The sequence below is a fragment of the Thiocapsa rosea genome (genome assembly GCF_003634315.1).
GTDB classification, from domain to species: Bacteria; Pseudomonadota; Gammaproteobacteria; order Chromatiales; family Chromatiaceae; genus Thiocapsa; species Thiocapsa rosea.
The window spans coordinates 5622654-5648177 of record NZ_RBXL01000001.1 but is presented as its reverse complement, the minus strand read 5'-3'; the positions used below and the strand labels follow the sequence as shown (position 1 = coordinate 5648177).

The 25524-nt window shown below is 62.6% G+C and carries 25 protein-coding genes, 2 tRNA genes and 2 pseudogenes; 12 read left to right on the top strand and 17 right to left on the bottom strand.

The window, feature by feature from the left end; translation table 11 throughout:
• The first annotated feature begins 51 nt into the window (after positions 1-51).
• From BDD21_RS25005 to BDD21_RS24995, 3 genes are all read left to right on the top strand, one after another.
• Positions 52-432, top strand: coding sequence for a hypothetical protein (locus BDD21_RS25005; protein WP_170164902.1), 381 nt, complete (start codon positions 52-54; stop codon positions 430-432).
• A 10-nt stretch (positions 433-442) separates the two neighbouring features.
• Positions 443-1513, top strand: coding sequence for an AI-2E family transporter (locus BDD21_RS25000; RefSeq protein WP_120799469.1), 1071 nt, complete (start codon positions 443-445; stop codon positions 1511-1513).
• Positions 1514-1597: 84 nt separating this feature from the next.
• Positions 1598-2704 (top strand): S1C family serine protease, encoded by a 1107-nt coding sequence (locus BDD21_RS24995; protein WP_120799468.1) that lies wholly within the window; start codon positions 1598-1600, stop codon positions 2702-2704.
• 203 nt (positions 2705-2907) lie between these two features.
• Here the strand turns inward: BDD21_RS24995 and BDD21_RS24990 are convergent, their stop codons facing one another.
• From BDD21_RS24990 to BDD21_RS24965, 6 genes are all read right to left on the bottom strand, one after another.
• Positions 2908-3165 (bottom strand): FmdB family zinc ribbon protein, encoded by a 258-nt coding sequence (locus BDD21_RS24990; protein WP_120799467.1) that lies wholly within the window; start codon positions 3163-3165, stop codon positions 2908-2910.
• A gap of 197 nt (positions 3166-3362) precedes the next feature.
• Positions 3363-3692 (bottom strand): tetratricopeptide repeat protein, encoded by a 330-nt coding sequence (locus tag BDD21_RS24985; protein ID WP_120799466.1) that lies wholly within the window; start codon positions 3690-3692, stop codon positions 3363-3365.
• Between the two features lie 107 nt (positions 3693-3799).
• Positions 3800-5251 carry a TrkH family potassium uptake protein gene (locus tag BDD21_RS24980; protein ID WP_120799465.1) on the bottom strand — a complete coding sequence of 484 codons (1452 nt, stop codon included), beginning with the start codon at positions 5249-5251 and terminating at the stop codon, positions 3800-3802.
• Between the two features lie 279 nt (positions 5252-5530).
• Positions 5531-6214, bottom strand: coding sequence for a hypothetical protein (locus BDD21_RS24975; protein ID WP_120799464.1), 684 nt, complete (start codon positions 6212-6214; stop codon positions 5531-5533).
• Between the two features lie 147 nt (positions 6215-6361).
• Positions 6362-7483 (bottom strand): hypothetical protein, encoded by a 1122-nt coding sequence (locus BDD21_RS24970; protein ID WP_120799463.1) that lies wholly within the window; start codon positions 7481-7483, stop codon positions 6362-6364.
• Between the two features lie 255 nt (positions 7484-7738).
• Positions 7739-7814: transfer RNA gene (locus tag BDD21_RS24965), tRNA-Thr, on the bottom strand.
• Between the two features lie 166 nt (positions 7815-7980).
• On the opposite strand from BDD21_RS24965, the gene rpsU reads away from it, so the two are divergent.
• The 5 genes from rpsU (at position 7981) to BDD21_RS24940 (ending at position 12579) form a co-directional block, all read left to right on the top strand.
• A complete protein-coding gene (gene rpsU / locus BDD21_RS24960; RefSeq protein ID WP_007041206.1) occupies positions 7981-8196 on the top strand; it encodes a 30S ribosomal protein S21 in 216 nt (71 codons plus the stop codon).
• 107 nt (positions 8197-8303) lie between these two features.
• Complete coding sequence (locus tag BDD21_RS24955; protein ID WP_120799462.1) at positions 8304-8747, top strand: GatB/YqeY domain-containing protein; 444 nt, start codon at positions 8304-8306, stop codon at positions 8745-8747.
• A gap of 35 nt (positions 8748-8782) precedes the next feature.
• On the top strand, positions 8783-10534 hold the full coding sequence (gene dnaG, locus BDD21_RS24950) for a DNA primase (RefSeq protein WP_120799461.1): 1752 nt from the start codon (positions 8783-8785) through the stop codon (positions 10532-10534).
• A gap of 70 nt (positions 10535-10604) precedes the next feature.
• Positions 10605-12443, top strand: coding sequence for an RNA polymerase sigma factor RpoD (rpoD, locus tag BDD21_RS24945; RefSeq protein ID WP_120799460.1), 1839 nt, complete (start codon positions 10605-10607; stop codon positions 12441-12443).
• Between the two features lie 60 nt (positions 12444-12503).
• A tRNA-Ile gene (locus BDD21_RS24940) sits at positions 12504-12579 on the top strand.
• A gap of 538 nt (positions 12580-13117) precedes the next feature.
• Here the strand turns inward: BDD21_RS24940 and BDD21_RS24935 are convergent.
• From BDD21_RS24935 to BDD21_RS24925, 3 genes and pseudogenes are all read right to left on the bottom strand, one after another.
• Positions 13118-13567: a hypothetical protein gene (locus tag BDD21_RS24935; RefSeq protein WP_120799459.1), complete on the bottom strand. Its 450-nt coding sequence runs from the start codon at positions 13565-13567 to the stop codon at positions 13118-13120.
• Positions 13564-14127, bottom strand: a complete 564-nt coding sequence (locus BDD21_RS24930; protein ID WP_211335165.1) for a Panacea domain-containing protein — start codon at positions 14125-14127, stop codon at positions 13564-13566. The genes BDD21_RS24935 and BDD21_RS24930 overlap by 4 nt, the downstream gene beginning before the upstream one ends.
• Before the next feature lie 944 nt (positions 14128-15071).
• A pseudogene (locus BDD21_RS24925) lies at positions 15072-15410 on the bottom strand (transposase); the annotation flags it as partial.
• Between the two features lie 125 nt (positions 15411-15535).
• Between BDD21_RS24925 and BDD21_RS24920 the strand changes: the two are divergent.
• The 3 genes from BDD21_RS24920 (at position 15536) to BDD21_RS28410 (ending at position 16790) form a co-directional block, all read left to right on the top strand.
• Positions 15536-16210: a hypothetical protein gene (locus tag BDD21_RS24920; RefSeq protein WP_120799458.1), complete on the top strand. Its 675-nt coding sequence runs from the start codon at positions 15536-15538 to the stop codon at positions 16208-16210.
• Positions 16211-16316: 106 nt separating this feature from the next.
• Complete coding sequence (locus BDD21_RS28115) at positions 16317-16457, top strand: hypothetical protein (RefSeq protein WP_170164901.1); 141 nt, start codon at positions 16317-16319, stop codon at positions 16455-16457.
• Between the two features lie 195 nt (positions 16458-16652).
• Positions 16653-16790, top strand: coding sequence for a hypothetical protein (locus tag BDD21_RS28410; protein WP_211335164.1), 138 nt, complete (start codon positions 16653-16655; stop codon positions 16788-16790).
• A gap of 9 nt (positions 16791-16799) precedes the next feature.
• Here the strand turns inward: BDD21_RS28410 and BDD21_RS24915 are convergent, their stop codons facing one another.
• The 4 genes from BDD21_RS24915 to BDD21_RS24900 all read right to left on the bottom strand — a co-directional run bounded on the left by BDD21_RS24915 (position 16800) and on the right by BDD21_RS24900 (position 19051).
• Complete coding sequence (locus BDD21_RS24915) at positions 16800-17252, bottom strand: hypothetical protein (RefSeq protein ID WP_120799457.1); 453 nt, start codon at positions 17250-17252, stop codon at positions 16800-16802.
• Positions 17253-17739: 487 nt separating this feature from the next.
• On the bottom strand, positions 17740-18024 hold the full coding sequence (locus tag BDD21_RS24910) for a hypothetical protein (protein WP_120799456.1): 285 nt from the start codon (positions 18022-18024) through the stop codon (positions 17740-17742).
• Positions 18025-18035: 11 nt separating this feature from the next.
• The gene (locus BDD21_RS24905) at positions 18036-18467 is read right to left on the bottom strand and encodes a hypothetical protein (RefSeq protein ID WP_120799455.1); all 432 of its coding nucleotides are present in this window, start codon (positions 18465-18467) and stop codon (positions 18036-18038) included.
• Positions 18464-19051 carry a hypothetical protein gene (locus BDD21_RS24900; protein WP_120799454.1) on the bottom strand — a complete coding sequence of 196 codons (588 nt, stop codon included), beginning with the start codon at positions 19049-19051 and terminating at the stop codon, positions 18464-18466. Before BDD21_RS24900 ends, BDD21_RS24905 begins: the two co-directional genes overlap by 4 nt.
• Before the next feature lie 731 nt (positions 19052-19782).
• Here BDD21_RS24900 and ltrA point away from each other — a divergent pair.
• Positions 19783-21114: a group II intron reverse transcriptase/maturase gene (ltrA, locus tag BDD21_RS24895; RefSeq protein ID WP_120796160.1), complete on the top strand. Its 1332-nt coding sequence runs from the start codon at positions 19783-19785 to the stop codon at positions 21112-21114.
• 82 nt (positions 21115-21196) lie between these two features.
• On the opposite strand, the gene BDD21_RS24890 is transcribed toward ltrA, so the two are convergent.
• From BDD21_RS24890 to BDD21_RS24875, 4 genes and pseudogenes are all read right to left on the bottom strand, one after another.
• Positions 21197-22594 (bottom strand): DNA primase family protein, encoded by a 1398-nt coding sequence (locus tag BDD21_RS24890; RefSeq protein WP_147431221.1) that lies wholly within the window; start codon positions 22592-22594, stop codon positions 21197-21199.
• Positions 22543-23454 (bottom strand): toprim domain-containing protein, encoded by a 912-nt coding sequence (locus BDD21_RS24885; protein WP_170164900.1) that lies wholly within the window; start codon positions 23452-23454, stop codon positions 22543-22545. Before BDD21_RS24885 ends, BDD21_RS24890 begins: the two co-directional genes overlap by 52 nt.
• Positions 23455-23749: 295 nt before the next feature.
• Positions 23750-24958 (bottom strand): annotated as a pseudogene (locus BDD21_RS24880) (ISNCY family transposase); the annotation flags it as partial.
• 312 nt (positions 24959-25270) lie between these two features.
• Positions 25271-25510 carry a helix-turn-helix domain-containing protein gene (locus BDD21_RS24875; protein WP_120799451.1) on the bottom strand — a complete coding sequence of 80 codons (240 nt, stop codon included), beginning with the start codon at positions 25508-25510 and terminating at the stop codon, positions 25271-25273.
• Positions 25511-25524 lie beyond the last annotated feature (14 nt).

The window sequence follows — 25524 nt, the reverse complement described above, 5'->3', positions numbered from 1 at the left end:
GCGGCTATCCCCGGACCCGACCCTCGAATCTCCACTGAGCCATTTCCCGTGATGAGTCGAATTCAAGGACCGGAGTCGGAGCGCCGTCTCGTGCGGTCGTTTCGTGCACTCGCTGCCGAGGAGCGTGAAACGCTGCTCGCATTCGCCGAGTTTCTCGTGCAGCGCGGGGCCGAGGCGCCTTCGCCGCATCGCGGGCCACGCGAGCCGATTCCGATGCCGCGTCCGGCCGCGGAAAGCGTGGTCGCCGCGATCAAGCGTCTATCGAAGACCTACGAGATGCTCGATCGCGGACCCATGCTCAACGAAACCTCGGCGCTCATGTCCGCGCACGTCCTGCAGGGTCGTCCCGCAAACGAGGTCATCGACGATCTCGAAGCGCTGTTCGCCCGTCACTACCGCGATTACCGAGCCAAACACCTCTCGGAAGGCTGATCCAGTCCACATGAACATCGTCGCGAACTGGTTTCGGCGTTATTTCTCCGACCCCCAGATCATTTTCCTGGCCGTCCTGCTGCTGATCCTGTTTGCCGTGGTGATTACCATGGGCCGCATGCTCATGCCGGTCTTGGCCAGCATCGTCATTGCCTATTTGCTCGAGGGCCTGGTCGGGCCGCTCGAGCGTCGCGGTTTGCCGCGGTTTGCGAGCGTCATGGTGGTATATGTCGCCTTCTTGGCGTTCGTTGCCTTGGTGTTGGTGGGCGTTTTGCCCTCGGTGTCGCTTCAGGTCACCGAGCTGGTGCAGCAGTTACCCTCGATGATCTCGGTCGCCACGACGGCGCTCCTGGATCTGCCGGAGCACTACCCGGAGTTGGTGACCGAGGCCCAGGTCGCCGAGTTGATCGGGGTGATCAGGGCCGAGACCGTCATGTTCGGGCAACGTGTGCTCTCCTGGTCGCTTGCGAGCGTCGTCGGGGTCATCACCATCCTGGTTTATCTCATCCTCATGCCGCTGCTCGTGTTCTTCTTCATGAAGGACAAGAAGTTGATTGTTGGCTGGTTTCACCGGTTCCTGCCGAAGCATCGTACGATCGTCACCGAGATCTGGAGGGACGTCGATCGCCAAATCTCCAATTATGTCAGGGGCAAGGCATGGGAGATCCTGGTCGTCTGGCTGGTCAGCTACGCCACATTCCTCGGCTTCGGGCTCAAATATGCGATGCTCTTGTCGTTGCTGGTCGGCTTTTCGGTCATCATTCCCTACATCGGTGCTGCCGTGGTCACGGTGCCGGTGTTGTTGGTGGCCTGGTTCCAATGGGGCTGGACTCCGGCCTTCATTTGGCTTGCAGTCGCCTACTTCATCATTCAGGCGCTCGACGGCAATGTCTTGGTGCCCCTTCTGTTCTCCGAGGTGGTAAATCTGCATCCGGTCGCGATCATCGTGGCTATTCTGGTGTTCGGCGGAATTTGGGGTTTTTGGGGTGTGTTTTTTGCGATTCCGCTCGCGACCCTGGTCCAAGCCATTCTCACGGCCTGGCCGATTCCGCCCGACGAGCAGGGCGAAGCGGCCGCTTGAGTCCGGTGCGTCGAACGCAGCGGTCTCGGGTCAATCCTCGCGTCAACCATTAGAATCCAAGCGGTTTTTCGCCACAGCGCATCCATGCACGCCTTCGCCCTCAGTCGCTTCCTCTTTTGGTTCGTCATCTTCTTCCTGATCGCATTGGCGAGCCGGCCCTGGATCGAGGATCTCTTCATTCGGTATCAAGCCGAACCCCGCGAGATCATGGCGCGGGGTGAGTTGGCTGCCGACGAGCAGACGACCATCGCGATCTTCGAGTCGGTCAGTCCGTCGGTCGTCTATATCACCACCTCCGGGCGCGTCATGGATCTGCTGTCGCGCAATCTCCTGGAGGTCCCGCGCGGCACGGGCTCCGGGTTCATGTGGGACCGACATGGTCATGTCGTGACGAATTATCATGTGGTTGCCGACGTGCAGGCGGCCTATGTCAGGCTGTCCAATCAGCGCGTCTACGAGGCGGCGTTGGTCGGCGTCAGCCCGGAGCACGACATTGCGGTGTTGCGGATCGACAGCGGCGCGGGCGGGCCGCCGCCGGTGGCGATCGGCTCGAGTCACGATCTGAAGGTCGGGCAGAAGGTCTTGGCGATCGGCAACCCTTTCGGGTTGGACTATTCGCTGACCGGCGGGGTGATCTCGGCGCTCGATCGGACGATTCCGTCGGATGAGGGGCGCAAGATCGAGCATCTGATTCAGACGGATGCGGCGATCAACCCCGGAAACTCGGGCGGCCCCTTGATCGACAGCGCGGGGCGCGTGATCGGTATGAATACGGCGATCTTCAGCCCGTCGGGAAATTTTGCGGGTATCGGCTTTGCCGTGCCGGTCGATACCATCAATCGCGTCGTGCCGCGCCTGATTGCCTACGGTCGTTACGTGAGGCCGACGCTCGGCATCGTGACCGATCGGGATCTGAGCAGGAGCTTACTCGAGCGCGTCGGGGTTGCCGGTGTATTGGTCCTTCGGGTCCAAGACGGATCGCCTGCTGCGCGAGCGGGGTTGAGGGCTGCAGTCATCGGCAGCGACGGTGAGCTCGCCGCAGCGGACATCATCGTTGGGGTGGACGGACGCGAGGTCGATTCGGTCGAGAGGTTGGTGGAACTGCTCGACGCCTATCGGGTCGGGGATAAGGTCATCCTGCGGGTTTATCGCGACGGACAGCCGATCGAGGTCGATGTGGTGCTCGGTTAAACCGCGCCCGGTGCGATATGCGATGTTCTTGGATGGGATCGGCCCCGGCGGATTTGACGACCGCTGGAGACGGCGCGGTTTAAAGTATTAAAAAATATATAATTCTAAACCGCGTCCCCGCGAAGGGCCGTGAATTCACCAAACGTCGACCTCACTCGAAAGCGAGAATCTCGCTCTGGACGCGGTTTAGCTCCGGACGCGGTTTAGTTGAGGCCGCACATCCCGCCCGGGCAGCAGGCCCCGGTAGAGCAAGCGGGGGCGTTGCCGCTGCCGAGACTTCTGCTTGAGATGACGTTTCCGCCGGTCGCGAGACGATGCACGGGCGCATCGGCCGGCGTATCGCCGAGTGCGGTGCCCGTGCGTGCGCACAACTCGCCCCAGCTCGCGAGGCTCTCGCTCATGCGGTGATTGACTTCGAGGACGCGGTCGTTGGCTTCGCAGCGGTAGTCATAGGTCGGCATCGTGCTTCTCCAGAGAATATCGATGAATGCTTATGGACATGATTATATCCAGGCGCCGAGTTCAGGCAAGATCTCTCTTAAACCGCGCCCCCCGCTAAGGGTCGTGGATGCACCAAACGTCGAACTCACTCGACGATAAGCCTCTCGCTCTGGACGCGGTTTAAACCGCTTCGCGAGGCGATCCGCGAGGACGCACCTCAGCCGGCGTCCGAGAGTGCGCGCTCGGCACGCTTTCGAAACACCCTCATCTCTTTTGCGGCCTGGATGTCGCCTTTGGCCTCGGCGACCGCGATGCCGCGATCGAGCGCATCGATGGCCTCGGCATGGCGCCCGAGTGCCGAGAGCGCTTTGCCGAAGAGCTTCCAGGCGGCGGAATAGCCGGGGTCGAGGCGCACGGCCTCGCCGAGATGTTCGAGTGCCTGCTCGGTCTCGTCCGCCTTGAGATATTCGGCACCCAGGCTGTAACGCAGCAGGGCCGAATCCTGGCCGCGCTTCAGCATGGCTTCGAGGTTGTCGACGATGCTCATGGCGTCGCTCCGCTGTGTCTGTCGGTGAATACAGGCCGATCCGTGCCGAACCCTTGAGTCGATGCTCGGCGCGCCGGGCATCCGCTCGGAGGTTCTGCCGCGTCTGCTCAGCGCTGCCAGAAGGCGGGCGTCAAGATGACCAGAAGTGTAAAAATCTCCAAGCGTCCCAGCAGCATGGCGACACAGAGGATCCACTTCGCCGGGTCGTGCAGGTTCGCGTAGTGGGGTCCGACCTGGGCCAGCCCCGGTCCGAGGTTGTTGATGCAGGCCGCGACCGCGGAGAAGGACGTGAGCAAATCCAGGCCGGTTCCGGCGAGCAGAAGGTACATGATGACGAAGCTCGCGACATAGAGCGAGAAGAATCCCCAGACGGCATCGACGACGCGGTGGTTGACGCTTTTGCCGCCGACGCGCACGGGGATCTGGGCGCTGGGGTGGATGAGGCGCTCGATCTCGCGGATCCCCTGCTTGATGAGCAGGAGAAAGCGGATGACCTTGATGCCGCCGGCGGTCGAGCCGGCACAGCCGCCGACGAAGCTTGCAAACAGTAGCAGAATCTCGATGAACGGCGGCCAGTAAAAGAACTCCGCCGTGGTGAACCCGGCCGTCGTTCCGATCGAGACCGCCTGGAACAGACCATGGGTGAAGGCGTCGTCCCAGGTAATGTAGGTGTCGGTATAGAAGAGGGCCAGCGTCGTGATTGCGGTCACGGTCGCCATGATGAAGAGAAAAAACCGTAGCTCGCTGTCGCGCCGATAGACACCGAGATCGAGTCGATGAAAGGCGACGAAATGCAAGGCGAAGCTCATGGCTGCGATGAGCATGAAGAGCACGGCGATCATCTCGATCAGGGGGCTGTTGAAATAGCCCATACTGGCGTCGTGGGTCGAGAAGCCGCCGATGGCCACGGTGGAGAAGGCGTGGCCGATCGCATCGAAGAAGGTCATGCCGGCACCCCAATAGGCGAGCGTGCAGGCGACGGTCATGGCGACATAGATGTACCAGAGCGCCTTGGCGGTCTCGGTAATCCTGGGCGTGAGCTTGGCGTCCTTCACCGGGCCCGGCATCTCGGCACGAAACAGCTGCATGCCGCCGATTCCGAGCATCGGCAACACCGCCACCGCGAGCACGATGATCCCCATGCCGCCCAGCCATTGGAGTTGCTGACGGTAGAAGAGGATGGCCTTGGGCATGTCGTCGAGCCCGACGATCACGGTCGCGCCGGTCGTGGTCAGACCGGACATGGATTCGAAGATCGCGTCCGTCACCGAGAGTCGGGGCAGCTCGGCCAACACGAAAGGCAATGAACCGGCCAGCCCGAGCCCGGTCCAAAACAGCACCACGACAAGGAATCCGTCCCGGATGCGCAGCTCTTGTCGGAGCCGCATCACCGGGAGAAAGGTCAGCAAGCCGACGCCGAGGATCAGCAGAAAGGCGGCCAGGAACGGCCAAACCTCGCCGTCGCGGTAGATCAATCCGACCACGACGGGCGGAAGCATCGTGAAGCTGAACAGCGTCAAGAGCAGGCCGACGACCTTCTGAACGGCGAAGAGTTTCATCGCGCTCTCGGATGCATCGCCCGGCCGCGGTCGGACATCACGGCGCGAACCCCTGTCGAGCGGGGCGCTCCGATACCGGAGGAAAGACACCTACAATGGATCTCGCGGGCAGCCTCATCGCAATCTCCCTTCTGCTACTGATCGCAATCGGCGTCGCGGCACTTTTTCTTGCCGGAAGGGACAGTCGCTCGTCCAACGAAGACGATCCGCCGCCGCCGGGCTGAACGCCGGCCCGGCGTGCGCAATGCGCCGAAAAACCCACGTGCGCTCGGTGGATCGTCATCGGCGGGTGGTGCAGTCGCCCAGGCGGCAATGCACCTGCAGCGAACGGCCGTCTCGGCACTTGACCCGATGTTGCTCCCACTCCGGCCCCGAGGCTTCAAGGACGGTTTCCGCGTCCGTCAGCACGCAGCCGCGGCTCTCGGCGTAGCGCTCCGCATAGTAGGCCCAGGTGCCGACCGGTCCAGCGCCCGTCTGCGCTGCCCTGTCGACCGATTTGTCGTGCGTAGCCGGTGCTCGGGCGGACTCCCGAGTCCTGCTCGCACCGGTGTCGCGGTGTTCGTCCCACTTGCTCCTGAGCGAGCTCAAGGCGTTGCCGAGATTCTCGGCATAGCGTTCGGTGACATCCGTCGACCACTCCTCGCCCGTCGCCGATGTTTGGACCTCTCGCGCGCGCAACAAGACGCGTGTTCCGGAGTCTTCGGGGACGAAGACGGCCGAGATGCGGATCAGTCGCCGCGGGGCAAGGGGATCGTCGGGATCGCTCTCCTCAAGGATTTGCTCGATCTCGACCGTCGTCTCGCCGACCGCGGGGATTCCCCATCCGCGCCTGTATGCCGAGGCGACCGCGAAGTCTCTAGCCTGCTCCGGGGTTGCCCCGTACAAGAGGACGCCGGGCGCAGGCGCTGCGGCGACGAACTCGAACGCGAGCACCCCGAGCGCGACCGGAACGATTCGGACCATCCGTGCGGGGAGCGATCGCCGTGTCGTGCAAGGTGGCATTCGCCTGCGGGTGCCGAATCCGGTCGGTCGTCCGGGCGATGGGCAAAGATCATCCATGGTGACGCCGTCAGCTGGAACCCTGCGGACACGCGATCCCCATTGCGGTGGCTACAGAAGACCGCGGCAGTCGCCGTTTTGGCATTGCACCAAGACGCTGTCGGCACCCGCGCACGGGACCTTGTGGATCTCGCCGTCGCTGCGCGAGTCGATGAGGATCGACCCGCTCGGCTCGACATTGCATCCCCGAAGCCGCGCATATTGTTCCGCGTAGTAGGCCCAGCTGACGCTCCCGGGCAGCGGCGAGAGCGCCATCATGTTCTCGCTGTTCGGAATCGTCTCGGCGGCGGGCTGCGGGAGCGGCTCGGGGAGCGACATGGGTTGCGTTGCGGAACCGGGCTGCGTCCGCGTGAGGACCGGTCTGGTGTCGACGATGGGGGCAGGGCCGCTTGAGGGCCTGCGCGGCTCCGGGGTCGGCCTCGCGGGCGTGGCGGCGACAGGGGTCGGTGCCGGCGGAGATGCCCGCTCGGATAGACTCGGCGCGGGAGTCGCTGCAGCGGGCGTTTGGCTGGACATCAACGGGGCTGTCGGCGCGGTTGGCGTCGTCTCGTCGCTCCAGGCTGCCGGAGGGCTTGTACCGCTGTCGGCGAGCGCCGCGCCATCTGCGTTGCCCGAGTCACGCGTTTCGCCGGCCCGTGCAGGTCCCGAGGGCGGTGCTGCACGTGCAACCCTGGCGCGATCGCGTGACCAGGTGGAGTGGAGCGAGCGAAGGGATTCGTCCAATGACGGGCGAAATGCCTCGGTCACGTCGGTGCGCGTCGGCTGGCCGTCCGGCAGCTTCGAGACCAGCGCCGCGTCCAACGCAACCTTGACGCTGCCGCGGTCATCGAGGAAGTAGGAGGTGACCTCGACGAGACTGCCTGGCGCGGCCGTAGCCGCTGCCTGACCAAGTTCGCGCGCGAGAGGTGAGCCCGGATCGAGCGGCCGCCGAGCGACGACACGATCGTCCGTCGTCTCGGCAATGACCCAAGCCCGGCTCCTCGCCGAACCCATCGCCAGCGCCTTCACCTCCGCGCGGGATGCGCCGGGAAACACCATCTGCGGACGGTCCCCGACCTGGAAGGTTTCGACTTGAGGGTCGAACGTGCCCGTTCTCGGGCTACTGGCGCAACCGACCTGCAGGACGCCGACGGCGCTCAGCGAAACAATCAAAGTGACGGAATGCAGGTTCACGGCAAACCCCTCGGGATGAGAACAGGGACAACTCGGGCGATAGACTTTGGGACTCCGAGCAACGCCCGTCGGCACCAGGCTTGAGGCCAAGCGTGCCACACCCCGGAACCCGAGGCCAGCCTCGGCGCGCGGGGCCTGTGTCGAGGACGGCAAGCCAGCGCCGCACCGGTGCGATGCTTCGGAAACGACGCTTGGCCGACGCAGAAACAGCAAAAGCCGGCATCGTGCCGGCTTTTGCTGTTGTCGTAGAGTTTTTGGAGCCGATGCGCGGATTCGAACCGCGGACCTACGCATTACGAATGCGTTGCTCTACCGACTGAGCTACATCGGCGCCGAGCCGCGAAGTATAGGGCGATCGCCGGATCGTTTCCAGCCCCGCTCGAGCGATTTCGAGCGCCACGCGGAAATCTTTGCAATCACCGGATGGATTCCGCTAAAATCCCAGCGCTTAACTTCGACCATCCGCCCTTGTCCGGAGCCAACCTTAGGGATTATCCATGCCCAGCGTGCGTGTCAAAGAGAACGAGCCTTTCGAAGTCGCAATGCGGCGTTTCAAGCGGTCCTGCGAAAAAGCAGGTGTGCTCGCCGAGGTCCGTCGTCGCGAGTTTTACGAAAAGCCGACGTCCGAGCGCAAGCGCAAAAAGGCGGCTGCTGTGAAGCGGCACCAGAAGAAGCTGCAGCGCGAGTCGCGTCGCTGGGAGCGTCCGTACTAAGGTCGTACCCTTAAGATGCCGGTCCCGCGTTCGTCGGGGCCGCCGCGCGCATTGCGACGCCGTCGCAAGTCTTCCTTTCCGTTTCGCTGCGGTTTCAACGCCTCACCATGCTCAAGCTTCAAATCCAAAGTGATATGAAGACCGCCATGAAGGCGGGCGACAAGACCAGGCTCGGGGTAATCCGCCTGATGCTCGCGGCCATCAAGCAGCGCGAGATCGACGAGCGCATCGAACTTGACGACGCTCAAGTGTTGGCCGTCCTCGACAAGATGGTCAAGCAGCGTCGCGACTCGATCAGTCAGTACAGCGGTGCCGGCCGTGAAGATCTCGCCGAGATCGAGCGTTTCGAGGTCGAGGTCATCCAGTCGTATCTCCCGCGCGCCCTCACCGATGAGGAGCTCGCGTCCCTGATCGATGCGGCGATGGCGTCCACACAGGCGAGCGCGATGAGCGATATGGGCAAGGTGATGAACCTGCTGAAGCCCCAGATTCAAGGCCGGGCCGACGTGGGCAGCGTCAGTGCCCGCGTCAAACAGCGCCTCGGAGGCTGACTCCGGCATCGTCGCTCAACGGTTTGCCGAGGCACATGGCCGGTCGCATCCCCCCCGAGTTCATCGACGAGCTTCTCACGCGAACCGATATCGTCGACCTCGTCGGCACGCGGATTCAGCTGCGCAAGGCCGGTAAAGACTACCAAGCCCGCTGCCCCTTCCACGACGAGAAAACCCCGTCCTTTACCGTCAGCCAGGATAAGCAGTTTTATCACTGTTTCGGCTGCGGTGCGCACGGCACGGCGATCGGCTTCCTGATGGAATATGACCGCCTCGACTTTCGCGAGGCCATCGACGAGCTGGCGCAGCGTGCTGGATTGGCGGTGCCCGACGGGGTCGACGCGGGTCGGCCCGGCCCCGATCACGGACCACTGTACGCCCTTCACGAGCAAGTGGCCGAACTCTATCGCGAGCAGTTGCGGGTCCATCCCGAGGCCCGGCGTGCCGTCGACTATCTCAAGGCCCGCGGCCTCACCGGCGAGGTGGCGGCGCAGTACGGGCTTGGTTTCGCCCCGCCCGACGGTCGCCTGCTCCTGTCGCGCCTCGGCGAGAGCCCTTCGGGACGCGAGCGTCTGCTCGGCTGCGGGCTGATCTACGACGAGGAGGGGCGGCGACGCGACCGCTTCCGTGATCGGATCATCTTCCCGATTCGAGATCGACGCGGCCGGGTGATCGGTTTCGGCGGGCGCCTACTCGGCGAGGGCAAGCCGAAATATCTGAACTCGCCCGAGACCCCGATCTTCCACAAGGGCCGCGAGCTGTACGGCCTGTTCGAGGCGCAAAAGGCCAAGCGCAAGCTCGATGCCGTCCTCGTCGTCGAAGGGTACATGGATGTCATCGCCCTGGCGCAGTTCGGGGTGACGAACGTCGTCGCGACCCTCGGCACGGCGACAACCGCCGAGCATCTCCAGCTGCTTTCGCGCACGGCCCCCGAGGTCGTATTCTGCTTCGACGGCGATCGTGCAGGGCGCGCCGCGGCCTGGAAGGCATTGGAGGTCACGCTGCCCTCGGCGACCGGCCGTCAGTCGATTCGCTTTTTGTTCTTGCCCGACGGGGAGGATCCGGACAGCCTGATCCGTGCCGAGGGCGCCGATGCCTTCCGTGCGCGCATGACGCAAGCGCAGCCTCTGTCTGAGTTTCTGTTCGAGCAGCTCTGCGATCAGGTCGACATGAACAGCATCGACGGGCGGGCGCGGTTCTCCCTCTTGGCGCAGCCGTTGATTCAGGCGGTACCGCCCGGGATCTACCGCGACATGCTCGCTGGCCGCATGGCCGCGCTGGCGGGGTTGCCGACGCCGGCGCAGCGGCCGCCCGTCCGCGCGCGTGGACGCGCGCGGACGGCGTATCCCACTCGGCCGAGCCTGATCGCACAGGCGATCGCCTTGTTGCTCGATCATCCGGAACTCGCGGGCGAGGTTGAGGAAGCCCCTGACGACTGGCGGCGCTCGGCCAATCCAGGTGCTGCGATTTTGGTGCAACTGCTTGAAACGATTGCGGCACACCCAACTATCAGCAAAGGTGCGTTAGTGGAGCGTTGGCGCGATCGGGAGCACTTCGCCTACCTCCAGCGACTCAGCGTCGACCCTTTCCTCCGCGGAATTCCGCCCGACGGGGTTGCGGCTGAGTTTATCGGTGCCTTGACGCGCATCGGCGACGAGGTTCTCAAGGAGGAGCGTCAACGGCCCTTGACCGAAGCACGTGCCGGCGTCTCGGGCGAGGAGGTCCGGGCACAGCTTGAACAGGATGCCGCTCCCACGCATCCGCGCGCAGACATTGACTGGAGTTAACGCCACTTGACGTGCTAAACTGCGTAGTTCGCCTTTTAGTGGCCATCCGCCGTAGCAACCAGGGTATCCCATGGATCAAGAACAGCAACAGTCCCAGCTGAAGCAACTGATCGCCAAGGGCAAAGAACAAGGTTACTTGACCTACAGCGAGGTCAACGATCATCTGCCTCCCGGGATCGTGGAGACCGATCAGATCGAAGACATCGTTCGCATGATCAATGACATGGGGATCATGGTCCACGAGTCCGCTCCGGATGTCGTCGATCACACCCTGAGCGACTCCGCCGTCTCCGACGACGAGGCGGCCGAGGCCGCCGCGGCTGCCTTGGCGACGGTCGACAGCGAGTTCGGCCGCACCACGGATCCCGTGCGCATGTACATGCGCGAGATGGGGACCGTCGAGCTGCTTACGCGCGAAGGCGAACTCGTGATCGCGAAGCGGATCGAAGACGGACTCAACCAGGTCCTCAACGCGCTTTCGGTCTATCCGCGCTCGGTCGAGAAACTGATCGAGATCTTCGATCGCGTCGAGCGCGAGGAGACGCGTCTGACCGACGTCATCTCGGGTTTCAACGACGGCGACGAAGAGCCGGTTGCCACTCCCGCACAGGTGACCAGCGAGAAGGCGAAGGACGATGCCGACGCGGAGACGGACGTCGATGACGACGACGATGCGGCCCCCGTCGTGGACACCGGACCCGATCCCGAGGACGCGGCGCGGCGCGCACAACTGCTGCGCGAGCACTTCGCCGTGCTTCGCTCCGCGCTGGAACAGTACGGGCGTGACGACGAGCGCTCGCGCGCCGCCATGGCGAGCGTCTCCGAGGTGTTTCTCCAGTTCAAGCTGGTCGCGCCGGTCTTTCAGGAGCTTGCCGAGATCCTGCGTCGCACCATCGAGCGGATTCGCGGGCAAGAGCGCGTGATCATGAGCCTGTGCGTCGAGCAGTCCGGCATGCCGCGCAAGGTCTTCATCGATACCTTCCCGGAGAACGAGACCAATCCGCAGTGGCTCGAACAGCAGCTGGCGAGCGGCAAGCCCTATGCCGCACGGCTTGCCGAGGTCTCCCAGGACATCCGCCGTGCCCAGCGCAAGCTCCAGGAGATGGAAAAGGAAAACATCCTGACCATCAGCGAGGTCAAGGACGTCAACCGCAAGATGTCCATCGGCGAGGCCAAGGCGCGCCGGGCCAAGAAGGAGATGGTCGAGGCGAACCTCCGCCTCGTCATCTCGATCGCCAAGAAATATACCAACCGCGGCCTGCAATTCCTGGATCTGATCCAGGAGGGCAACATCGGTCTCATGAAGGCCGTGGACAAGTTCGAGTACCGTCGCGGCTACAAATTCTCGACCTATGCGACCTGGTGGATTCGCCAAGCGATCACGCGCTCCATCGCCGATCAAGCGCGCACCATCCGCATCCCGGTCCACATGATCGAGACCATCAACAAGCTCAACCGGATCTCTCGGCAGATGATCCAGGAGATGGGGCGCGAGGCGACGCCCGAAGAACTCGCGCAGCGGATGGACATGCCGGAAGACAAGGTCCGCAAGGTCCTGAAGATCGCCAAAGAACCGATCTCCATGGAAACCCCGATCGGCGACGACGAAGACTCGCATCTCGGCGACTTCATCGAAGACTCCGGCGTCATCTCCCCGGTCGACTCCGCCACCGCCGAGGGCCTGCGCGAAGCGACCCAGAACATGCTCGCCAGCCTGACCTCGCGCGAGGCCAAGGTGCTGCGCATGCGCTTCGGCATCGACATGAACACAGACCACACCCTCGAGGAGGTCGGCAAGCAGTTCGACGTAACACGCGAGCGCATCCGCCAGATCGAGGCCAAGGCCCTGCGCAAGCTCCGGCATCCCACGCGTTCGGACAAGCTCCGCAGCTTCCTCGACGCCGACTAGTCCTGGACTTCAGTCGCCATGGATGGCGCCGTTTCCGCAACAACCATCTCAGAGAAAAACGGGCCGTTAGCTCAGCGGTTAGAGCAGGGGACTCATAATCCCTTGGTCCTAGGTTCAAATCCTAGACGGCCCACCAACAAATCTATGATTTAAAAGTAATTTTAGGATCGTTTCCGGGGTGGTTTCTGGCGGGGTTTCGGCGGTTCTATGCCGGTGCTATGTGGCGAATCCATCGGGGCGTTTTCGGTGCCCGCTCCGGGGTAACGCCGTGGGCAACAATCGCCGGGCATTAGGGTGCTCCGGGGGATCGCCAACAGCGAAACCCTCGCGCTACGCCGACAGCGTATCGACGGCTTGGGTGTAGCGGCCGTCGCGCTTGATGGTTGCGGGACTGACGTTGTACTCGTTGGCGGTTTTGTCGGCAGTGCGTTCAATGGTCTCATTTTGATCCCGTTGAATCGCGCGATTCTGGTTTCCTTCTGGCGCGCCTTGCGCCTTTTTCTCCAGGTTGTACCGCTTGCCCCGCAGGTAGCTTGCCTGATCCGGGTGCAGATTTCGGCGTGCTCGACGACGGCATTGGCTTGGCCGTAGGTCTCGCGGTTGCCGAAAACGGCTTCTTCTGCGGTGATGACGTCCGATCGTTGGCGTGAGAGTCCGCCGATTGCTGGCGAGTCTCAGGCGCAGCTCAGATTTGCGCGCTGATCGCGCATTACGCGCTCTTGCTGCTTGGTCGTATCATCGGCATTGGTTGCACACGTCAGCGCCTCACAAAGCAGGCTGGGCGGGAGCATCATCACGGGTCGTATGGTTCCGCTGGCGACGTCCTCCGCAAAAGCAAGGTAGTCGTAGTCATCTTGCCGCCGCAGGTCGAGCCAGCTATCGGTGGTTAAGGCGCCGCCCAAGTGGCCTAAATAGAAGCCTGGATATGGATCCCCGTGATAGCAAGGCGGAGCTTTGGGCCGGCTATGCTGGCGACTGGTGAGTAACCGGAAGACGATGTCTCCGTCTCCCGTGCGTGCCAGCGTCAGAAGGAACTTGGTCTGCCAAGCTCCGTCGGCATCGCGGTAGAAACGGCGGTGACGGTAGATCTGTCCCAGGGTCGCCGCGGTAACCACTCCCGTCATCGCGACGCGGCAGACTCGGCGATAGCTTGGTACTCATAAGCCGCCTCCATGATGGCCGGACGGATCGGGTCGTCATCCGCCAAGGACAGCTTGTAGTCGATTGTCCGATCATTTCCAGCGCCATCTTTCCAAACCTTGCCCCAAGCGCCATTCTCCGCATGGGTGACGTCAATCATCTTTGGCGACAACTCATCACGATAAATGCTCGCCAACTCTTCCATGATCCGCAATTCTCGTTTCGAGAAATGGCTGTCGTCGAATTCGGCCTGCGGAATCACGGTTTCGCGCACGAAGTCGTAGACTCTCTTCGGTTCAATCGCAATCGCTGCCCTCAAGTCTGGCTCAAGGTCCTCCCATTCCTGCATCAGCCTGATGGGGACCGGCCCAAATTTCCACGCCCGATATTCCAGGCCCGTGACGCTGCGCCCAGTTTGCCGAAAGTGCTCGAAGTCAAGCAGGTATAGCAGCTTAAACAGTTTGATCTTGCCTGGGGCGCGCGTGTTCTTCGCGAAGTAAATGATCGCGTTGATGAGCTTTTCACGCTCGTGCGTAATCAACATAGTGTGTCGTCGGATCGGCTGTGGCGCCGAATCGGGAGATTGCGATTGGGTGACTCGGCGGAACTATAGACCATCCAGCCGAAAAATAGTGCTGGATCCGGCTCATTTTCCGCGCACTAGGTCGAATCCCGCTTCCGGCCTCTGGCTGAAGAATCCGCATGTGGGGTTAGTTTGTCACAAGGGGGTCGCGTCTGGCGACCCCTCTAAATCCAGGCCCCGCCCGAATCTTCACATGCAGTCGCCCGGTAAAGGGATCGCTTCGGCCTAAGGCCGGATTTTGTGCCTACTGCCAATCATCAGGTTGCGCGAGTCAAGCAAACGTTGCGCCCGATAGGCTGTGACGATGCGACACGGTGCGTCGGATGCGTGCGAGCGGGTCGGCGACGATGGCGGGCCAGAAAACCCGGCCGGCTTGGGGGTCACCATTTAGCTGACCCCGATCAATGGCACGACCTCTTTTCTCGCACCCAGGCACGCTTGTGTCGGTCGGGAAGTGCGACATCGGTACCGCCAACGCGCCCGCGGTTCTCATTGAAAGGTCGCGGATTCACTCCGATCCGCGCCAGTCACCCTTCTGGATCAAGGCGGTGGGGCTGCTCCGTTGGGAGTAGACACCCGGCCCCTGGCTCTTGCGAGCCCCAGAAAATCGTCGGTGCCCCACCAAGGTCCAAGTGGACCACGGAGGTGGGTGCGGGGCGGGGGCGCGGATCCCTAAAAATCCAGGCGTCCCCGCCCCGCACCCACCGGGCCGCGGGATCACAGATCGCTGGCTCGGTGCCATGTCGGCACCGTCCAACCCCGTGCTGGCTCGATGGCAGAGGCGTCTCGGTCACGCTCGTTGCTCCCTGACGGATGTGGGCGGGAGATGTGCCGGCGGCCAATCAGATCTGAAGGTTGTCCGCCAACCCCGTGTTCTGGCTCGTCGGCGCATCGCCCATCACCTTTCAGGCAAAGGCCCGATCGACATCGAAATCGGTGCCCTCGCGCAGCATGTAGTAACAGGCCCGTGCCAGCTTGTGCGCCACCGTCTTGATGGCGACCACGCCATTGGTCTTGGCGCGCTTGCGCTGGTAGTAGCGCTTGATCGCGGGGTTGTAGCGCACCGCGAAGTTGGCCGCCTCCAGATAGGCCCAGGCCAGATACTTGTTGCCGCTCTTGGTGTTGCCCCGGCCCTTGCGTTTGCCGTTGGAGAGCCGCTCGCTGCCGACGAGCCGGCTGTAGGACGCGTAGTTGCCGACCCGGGCAAAGCGCTCGATGGGTCCGGTCTCCAACAGGATGGTCAAGGCCCGGCCCGGTACCTGCACCCTCCTCGGAGGAGCGTTTCGCTCGTGGTCGCTGGGACGTCAGGAAACTGGCCATCCGAGTCACTCAAGACCGATATCGACCAAAACGTATTCAAGGAGGCAATATGAAACCGACGCTGGTTGAATGGGATGAAGAATCCGAGGACTGGAAGGAGGTCTGGACGCCTGAATCGGAGGCCGAGTTCTGGGCCGACGAATTGGAGCGATGCGAGGAAAAGTTGCGGGCGCCCGAAAAATCTGTTGCGTTCGGGGCGTCGACACTGCTCGACGAGATGAGCGAGGACAGGCAACAGCAGTGGGACGGCGGAAACGCACCAGACGGATTGGTGGGGGCGCTTGGCAACAACTCGCTCGGTAACGCCACGGTGGTTGCTGATTTGGTCGGGAAATTCGTTTCCGACATTCACGCACTCTGCGGAGAAGTGGTTAGCGGCGAGGCCGCCGAAGACGACATCGACGCAGTCATGCGGGAAGAAAGCCTGAAGATGGCCGATATCTTCACCGGTAAGGTCGCAGGCTATCAGGCGACGACCTGGCTCACGGCGGGTATGGGCGGGCTGAAAACCAAGGCCCGCGGCTTTGTTTCGGCGCACGAAATCCATTACGACGTGGATTTCGACGTCGACGGCAACCCAGTGGCGGGGTTGTTCTATTCACTGGCGAACGAGGCTGCAAACGCCTATGTGGCCGCGCATAGCGGAGAAGGCGACCATTCGCTTCCTAAGGCGATGCAGAACGTTATCGGCATGCTGCTCGGCTACCCGGACAAAAAGTCATGATTGCCCTACTCAAGGCCGTCGCCACGGTGGCGAAGACCCTCGAGAATGAGCCTAAGGAATCGCTTCATACCTACATCGATCAGCGCGTGTTCAAGGAGGCAAGGGCATGAGCGATAAACCGACACTTGCTGAGTGGGACGAAGACGCCGAGGACTGGGAGCCGGTCTCCACGGGCGATGACGACGAAGAGTTTTGGGAGGACGCTCGCGAGAAGATTTTCAGCAAGAAGGATGAAGAAACCGAATAACCCGTGCAACTGAAGATCCGCCTGCCGACGGCTGGGCAGTCGATCGCTTCAACGACGCTGAAAAGGCACGCGCGTGGTCGTCGCCCAAGCCTTCGGGACCGGCGTATTGCTCGCTCGCGGTTCCCCGAATACCCGACCAGATCAGAAAGCCTCTGCCGTTAGGGCTTGCTGAACATCAACGAAAGGACTACTACAATGCCCAGGAAAATGATGGAAGACGCCAAGAAGGCGCTGAAGGAAGTGCAGGAGAACCGGGAGGCTTTGCTCTCGCGGGCGAAGGCGAAGAAAAAACCGGAGCCGAAGCCAACGGACGATAAGACTTCTTCGAGCTAGCAAAGGTTTTCAAGCGAGTCCGACCATCCGCTCGGCGTTGTCCTGCAGGATCTCGCCCAGCTCTTGGCCCACTTCCTCGTCGGTCATCTCCTTGGTCGCCATCGCCTGCGCCGCGAGAGACCTGAAATAGCCTTCACCGGGATCGTCTTCCTGATTGATTTCCTCCTGATACCAGGCGCGCAGCCGCGCCCCGAGGCGGTGCGGAGATTGCCACGGGGCGAGACGATAATGGGCTTTGCGCCCCATCAGGATATCCCCGTACTCGCGCGCCATTGCTTCGATCTTCGGAATGACGACGTCGCCGTCTTCGCGCCCCTGCAGGAAGGGGTCGTAAGCCGTCATCACGCGCCGCACGTACTCTTCGAGCAGTCCGCGCATGGCGGGCACGCTCCCGAGATAGTGCTTGTCGTCCTCCGGGAAGTCGACCGTCAAGTTCCCTTCGCTACTGGTCATGCGTGCCATGTCATTGCTCCTGAAGACAGGGGAAAAGGACCGGACCAAATGCTACGGCTGGTAAACTGTCAGATTATTTGTCGGTTGTCAGGCGTCATTTTCGTCCTTGAGGCTGCGGCGGGGGAGGTGAATCATCGACACCTTCGTGTTTCTGTCCCGCCGAACTCGAACGCCTCACACGTAAACCGCTTCCCTCCGAGCATTCCCGTCGTGGTCGTGGTACCGCCGAATGTCGTGCTCTCGGAACGGAACCGCTCGCCGTCAATTTCGCCCGTTGTGGTCGTCGTCCCTCCAAATTCCGTCGTCTCAAGCCGCGCGCCTTGGCCGATGCCGGGAGCGCCGGGGTACCACGGCTCGGATGCGGTAGCGGGACCGACGGCTAGTACTCCTGCCAGTGCGAGATAGTGATGGTGCATTTGCATCTCCTGTCATTGAGGATGTCGTTGGAACCGAATCTCGGCCTTCAATTCCTCGCGGTCGTCGTCAAAACGACAGCTCATTGCCGTGTTGCACTCACGAAATCGGCATTCGACCGCGCAATCAATCGCCGAGTGCCGGCATGGATCGGGGCCAAGTCTTCAAGTTCGGTAACGCTCTCGGTGGTCTTGGCGAGGCTGCGCCACTCGGCCAAAGTCTCGCGAAGATCCGCGACGGTTTCCTTGATCCATGCCGCGTCGGCGCTGGATTGTCCGCTTGCGAGTCGGGCAGCGCATTCGGCGCCGGCGGGTTCGTGTTGGGCTTGGGCGATGATTTCGTTTAGGTCGGCGGTACTGATGGTCATGTCTCGGTTCTTTAGAGGTGAGGTGCGGTGCGGTGTTCGCGAACATCGATCAGACGCTCGGGTCCGAACCGCAGGGTTAAGGCGTGCCGTGCCTCGTCCAGATCGCATCCGGGCGCGAGCACGATGAGCCAGCGGTTGGGCTTATCCGCTAGCCGGTACTGAAAGACGCGCATCCCGGCCGCGACCTCGCGTTCGGCGACCTCGCGCGGTTCGCCGGCCTCCTGCTCTCGGATCGCCTCGTGGCCGGCGTCGGACAGCGGCGGCGGTGCGTGCGGGTTGGCCTTGCGCAGCAGCGCCAACAGTTCGGGCTTGTTGGCGCGGATCGCCTCACGAAGTTGTTCCGTCAGTCGAGAGACCGGCCGCACGGTGAGATTTTCGCCGACGATCCCGAGCGCGAATCCGCCGTTGACAAGGAGGTGGAAGGTGGTTGATGCGTCGATCAAAACACCTCCGTTTCTTCGTCTTGTTCTGCGGGGAAAACAAAATCGAATACCGGCGCAGATCCAGCACATTCAGCACTTCCAGCATTGGCGAGGGTTTGCGGGCGATCCGATCCTACATCGGTGTAGGATGATCCAGCACTTCCTACACTTGGCCCGCTAGTGCGCCATGCCGATGGGGCCTCGTCCGGAAGTTTCAGGCGCAATCCCTGGACGCCTTGCCCAGGGCCTCGGCGGGCGAGCAGAACATCCGCTCCGAGCGTCTTTGCCATGTCCACGACAACGGCGCTGAAGCGACGGACCGAAAGCGATTCCCTGCCGTTGCGCAGGCACCAGTCCAGATAGTTCGGGTAGAGCTTCGTTTCGGAGTCCAGAAAATAGACGGCGCCGTCGTCGCGCTCCCGACGTTGTTTTTTGTCGCCGACTTGGGTCCATGCGCCCGACTCCGGTACGCAGCATTGCATCAACCAATCCAATGCAGGATTGCCCGCGCGCATGGCTTCGTGGTTGGCTTCGATGGTCCTTACCGGAGGATGCGAGATCCAATGCTCCATCTCTGCGACGGACATCTTGAGCACCCAATTCACGACGCCCGGTAGCTCGGAGTGTAGGACGGCATCCTCGCCGCCTGCCTCGCGCCACGCGGCTTTGTCTGCTTCGGTTGCTCGGCTCTCGAACGGTACGGTGACACGGCGGCGCTCCAGACCGGAGGTGTAATCCGTTTGCGCCAGGCAAAGCCTGGGAAAGGGGGAAGAATCTCATGAAGGATCGTGAGCCTCGGAAACCTTTCGTAGTGACCCGCTGGGCGAAAGTCCCGGACCGGTAAGGGCTAGCGACCCACCGGAATCGAGTGTTGCGTGGACCGGGAGCGATCCCGGCTGCGAAGCGTACACAGAGGGCGTGTAGGCCGTGTGATTGAGCCTCGAAAGATTCAGATGCGGAGCCGACGCTGTACGGATGGCGGAAGGCAACATCAGCTGCATCGTATCGCTTGATGCAGGTGATCCGCCGGGGTCGGTGAGCAGGGCATGCACGCAAGGGTCACCCGGGAACCTGGGAGGGCTCAGCCGTTCCTTGTCGCAGACGCGGTGCGGGCGCCGCGCAAGAAGCCGCCCGGATCGCCGTCGGAAGGGTCCGACCGACGGTTGCGAACAGGACCACAGACAAGGTAGCGCCAAGCGAAGGCAACGAAGTGCGGTGCGATGGCGGCTGAGTCGTCGGAGTCGGCTGATAGTACCGAGGACGGTGGGGAACTCACCCGAGAGGACCCATCCGAGGGAAGCGGCCGACCGGTCTAAACACACGTCTGGAGGGACAGATGACGCGGGCATTGGATCGCGAGATCATCTCAACGCGACGACAGGCGATCGCGGAATTGGCGAGCGAGGCACCGCAGATGGTGCTGTTGACGCTGGCACACCACATCGACCTGGTGTGGATGGAAGAGGCGTACCGGCGCACGCGCAAGGATGGTGCGGTGGGTGTGGACGGCGTCACGGCCGAGGCGTATGAGCAGAGGCTGCACGAGAACCTGAGCGACCTGCTCGAGCGGTTCAAGAGCGGTCGCTATCGTGCGCCGCCGGTCAGGCGCGTGCATATTCCCAAGGCAGGGGCGAAGAACACAACCCGGCCCATCGGCATTCCCACCCTGGAGGACAAAGTGCTTCAGCGGGCGGTGCTCATGGTGCTGGAGCCGGTGTACGAGCAGGACTTTTTGGACTGTTCCTACGGTTTCCGCCCGGGGCGCAGCGCGCATCAAGCGCTCGAAGCGCTCTGGAAGGGGCTGATGGACATCGGCGGAGGCTGGGTGATCGATCTCGACATCCGCTCCTTCTTTGACAGCATGGACAGGACCCATCTCAATGCCTTTCTCGACCAACGGGTGCGTGACGGCGTGATCCGCCGCGCGCTGGGCAAGTGGATGCAAGCCGGGGTCATGGAGGACGGGGTGATCAGCTATCCCGAGCGGGGCAGCCCGCAAGGGGGCGTGATCAGCCCGCTGGTGTCGAATCTCTACCTGCACGAAGTGCTCGACCGCTGGTTCGAACACGAGGTCAAACCCCGCCTGCGTGGACGGGCTTTCATGGTCCGCTTCGCCGATGACGGGTTGCTGGCCTTCGAGCGGGAGGACGACGCCCGGCGGGTGATGGACGTGCTGCCCAAGCGCTTCGAGCGCTTTGGGCTGACGCTCCACCCCGAGAAGACCCGACTGGTGGACTTTCGTCGTCCATCACGGACAGGCACGCAGTGTGGCTCCCGACGGGAGCGCAGTTTCGACCTGCTCGGCTTCACCCACGACTGGGGGCGCTCCCGGAAGGGGCGTTGGGTGGTGCAACGCAAGACGGCCAAGTCCCGTTTCAGCCGTGCGTTACGGCAGATCGGACAATGGTGCCGGAACAACCGTCACCGACCGGTGCCGGAGCAACAGCAGGCGCTGAGCCGCAAGCTCAAGGGCCACAATGCCTACTACGGCATCACGGGCAACTCACGAGCGCTGTCGCGATTCCGCTTCGAGGTCCAGAGACGCTGGCATCAGTGGCTCAACCGCCGCTCGCATGCGACGCGCCTCGATTGGCCGGCGTTCAACCGTCTGCTCAAGCGTCATCCCCTCCCGCCCGCGCGTGCGGTCCATAGCCTCTATGCCACGTAGCGAATGTTTAGGCCGAGGAGCCGGATGCCCGAATTGGGCACGTCCGGATCTGTGGGAACCGCGGGTGAGCAATCACCCGCGGTCACCCGGCCGTCGCCAGCGCTTCATTCGACGCCATAAACACCAGACCCTCGAACGTGAAGGTTCCGGCCTGCTGAACGTGTTTGCGCTCAAGGCGGATCGGATCTTGTCCGGTGATCCCCTTCAAGACGTTGATTGATCCACCGTACTTATCCGAGTCGCCGATCGTCGCAAGCCGCTTGCCGTAGAGCGTCGCCGCCTCGAATCGGTTTTGCTCCAACTGCTTCAGGTCCGTCGAGACGGTATTGCAGGCGCCGACCAATGCCGTAGCCAGCCGGAAGAACGTCCCTTTACCGGACCCTCCGGGGCCGATCAGGTGCAGGAAGCGTTGCAGATGCGCGCCTCCGCGGATCAGTGCCGCCAGGAATGCCCGCAACAGCTCGACGGTATCGGCGTCGCCACCGACAGCTCCGAGCAACCACGTTTTCACGCGCGGACAGTCGCCGTCTTCGTCGTAGTCATAGGGCAGTCGCCACGTTGCCGCGTTGTCGGGTGTGATCGCCCTCAGTTTCCCCGTAGTCAGATCGAGCATGCCGTTTCTGAACGGGGTAACGCCGGTGCGCGGCTGCGGGAGCGCCAACATGTTGGCACGCTGGATCAGCGTCAGAATCGAATCCTGATACCGCGGCGTGAACCCCGCGCCATCTGTCGCCGGGTATAGCCAGCGAGTCAGGGCCTCGTGCAGTTGAGACGGTTGCAGCAGCGGCTCCCAATGCGCGTCGCGGAAGGCGTGCCACATCTCCGCCATCGGGCAGTAGCTGTACCTGCCCCGCATGACGCCCGAGACGGTCAATGCTGCGTCGGATGCGATTACCAGGCGAGGGCCGTGGTCGGTCTCGCGCACCAAGGCGCAAGGGGCATCAGGTAGGGCCTCAGTGCTGGAAGTGCTGGATTGAAAGGTCTCCGTGTAGGATGAAACCGCCTCCGAAGCCGCGTCAGTGTTGGAAGTGTTGGAAGTGTTGGATTGAGAATTTAGTTTGGTTTTTTTCTTCCCGGAGACACGTTTGTTCCGTGCGTTGACCGCTACGTCAATCTCCGTCTTGGTCGCCCCGGCCTTCTTGGCGAGATCCCGCAACCGGAGGTATTCCGCCTGACTGGCGTCACGCACCACATTCCATGCCTCGATCGCCTCCTCCTCGAAGACTGCGCCGGCATCGTCCGGTTGGCGCTCAATCGCAGCCATGATGACGGCTTTGGCGCCGGCGAGTCGTTCGGCCGCGGGGTCGGTCGCCTTGCTCAGCAGATCGTTGCCGATGTCGTCGGTAGAATCCGGGATGGCCTCGTCGGAGATCGCTTCGGGCAGCGCGGCGAGCTGGATCCCGCGTCTCGACTTCTTTGCTGCGGCAGTCATACCTTTACCCTCCCGGCCGCCCGCGCGAGCCGATACCAGTCGTTCCAATCGGTTGGCTTAGAGTCGAGATCCATGTCGGCGAAGTCAGGGAACAGCACCTTGGCGCCGATCTCCAACGCGGCGGATCTAGCCTTGGCGCGTCCGGGATTGCCCTCGGTCCATCGGTCGTCGTCACCGAGGATGATGATGTCGGCGTGCGGATTCAGGCGCCGAATCGTCTTGGAGACCGGGAGCAGATTGCCCGCGTTGAAGGCGACTACGCCGGGTGATCCCGTGACCTCTGCCATCGTCGCGACGGTAGCGAAGCCCTCGCCGATCAGGATCGGACTCTCGGGTCCATCGCCCTCGATCGGGCACCAGCAACCCGCGATCCGGCCGCCCGTGAGGAACCGCTTCGAACCGTCGGCGGCGATGAATTGCAAGCTGGTGAGCGCCGATCCATCGCCGATCGGTAGGGCGATGCGGTTATCGGAGGCGAGGCGCGCGACGTGTGGACCGATTTCCTTCTTGAGCAGATATGGATGGTCGGCAGGTGCTGGCGGACACGTCGGCCATACCGACGCAGCGGTATAGGCGGCTCGCGTCCACGTCGCCTGTTGCTCGGCATCGCGCTGTCGGCGTGCCGTCTTGATCATGGCACGGAAGTCGATCAAGGGCGCTGTGCCGGCCTCCGTCTTCGCGCTCCACGTTTGGGTGAAGCTGAGCTTCCAGCTCCCGAAGACGCCTGCGGGATGGCGATCAAGGTGAAGCAGATACCAGCCCGAGCGTGACCCGGCCTTGTCGTCGTCGGTTCGGAAACGATGGATACGCCCATCGGCGATGATGTCGGGCGTACCGAGTCCGGCCACGGCGATCGCTGCGGCGAACTCGTCGATAGCGCGCCATGTGGGTTGGGTAGTTGCGTTCATGACAGGCCCCCAACAACCTCGGCGATGTCGAGACACCATGTGGAAAGCGCGACGGCTGCGAGACAGGCGGCGAAGGCGACAGCGGGCGCTAGCCGGGCAAGGTAATTAGATGGTGCAGTGTTAATCATGTGTCGGTCTCCGAAGTGCTGGAAACCGACCGGATAGCCGGGCAGCAGCAATTCTAAATTTGCCGCCGTTGTCCGGGCGATCGACGCTTGGGCGGCGGCCTCGCGGGCTGCAGGGCCTCCAGCATGAAGTCGAAGAGGTGATCCCAGGAGGTAAAGGGCATGTACAAGGTGAGCGCGCGCAGATGTTCGAAGAAGGTGCGCCGCGAGGGTAGGTTCCGGCGGATTGCGCGATAGCGTTGGTCGAGCAGATCGAGCACGCTGTGGGTGAGGAAGGCCAGCAGCATCAGGCTTGCCAGCAGCGAGGACAGGTGCTGTTTGCCGTGGCTGTAGTTGTGCTCGAAGTTGTAGCCCTTGGTCTTGAGGGTATTGTTGTTCTCGTTCTCGATCTTCCAGCGGCTGCGCCCGTCGGCGACGAGTTCGACGACGTTCTCCCGGGTGACCGGCACGGAGCTGGCCCAGGCGTTGCGGTAGAGCACATTGCCCGCGGCATCGGTGGTCGTCAGCTCGCACCAACCGACCTTCAGGGCATCATCACCGTCGCGCAGCGGCAGATCATTGAGCCAGCGATAGGTCTCGGTGAGGCGCTGCTTGCCCGTCCAGCATGTGTTCACCAGGGTCGGCACCGCGCCGATGCGCTCGAAGTCCGCAACCCATTCATACAGCAGCGTGTGCGACGGTGGCAGGCAGACGAACAAAAACGCACAGCCCAGCGCGAGCACCTGCTCGCAGAACGGCTGATGACAGTACAGATCGTCGCCCAGCATTGTGGTGCGCCACGGCGCGATACGTGCACCCCACTGCAGCAGCCACCGCGTTGCAGCATTGAGCTCGCAGTCCTGCTTGGCCTGCCCGTCTTGCGGGCGCACGAATGCCGGTGGCAAGGCAAAGACCTGCGCTTGCCCCGGGGCGACGATCACCGGTGTGACGGCAACATGGTAATACTGAGTCTTGCCGTTACTCAGCGTGCGCGTAGAGCAGTGCTCGCAGTGGATCGACTCGGAACAGTGGTACTGAGTCCCGTCGAGCGCAATCAGCAGGCGTGCGTCGACGCCGCGGTGCGATGCCAAGGCGCCGTGCCGATGCAGCGCCTCGATGAGTTCGAAGAACACCGGCGCGAGATGATCCGCCGAGACCGGGTCGAGCAGATTGCCGATCTGCTGCGTGCTCGGGATCTGATGCACGCCGAACAGCGAGCTGGCGTTGTTCTCCCCGTGCTCTTTCTGCATGCGCCGCTGGTAATCCAGAAACGACGGACTCTGCAGGAAAAACGCCGAGAAGGCACTCAGCGCAGCGTCGCCGATGGCATAAGACTGGTTGTTGCCGCCCTTACGGTGATCGGGCAAATCAAACAAGGCCTCGCGAATCCGCTTCACCAAGCCGGTGACCGAGAACACGTCCGGCGCAGGATCACTCTGGGCAACGGCAGGCTTGAGGACCAAAGGACTCTCCAGTAGCTTCTTAGGAGTCCCTCATAACATAATGGTCTTAAATTTAGAACTGCTGGCCGGGCAGGGCGATAGACGACAGGCGCACGTCTGGTGCTGTATCATCGTATCGTCTGCGCTCGGACTCTAGCCAGTCGGAGCTTCTCACGGGTTGGTCGCCCATCTCAGCGCCTCGCGGGCGGTCACTCGCGGAGCGTTTTCGTTGTGCTGCGATTTCATTTCTGCTTCTTGATGGTGTGCGGGCTAGGCTGCGGAGGGGCTGCGCTTGGCGATCCATGCATCCAGATCGGATTTCCGATACTTCACGCGACGGCCGATCCGAAGGAACGGGAGGTTGTAACGGCCCGTCGACGCCCAGCATTCCAGCGTGCCTGGCACGACTCCGAGATAGAGCGCGGCGTCTTTGCGGTCGTAGAGCGGATCGGCGGCGCGGACTTCTGCGGCGGTTTGCGCGGTTGGGCGGCGTGTTGCGGTCTGTTGCATCGGTGATCTCCATC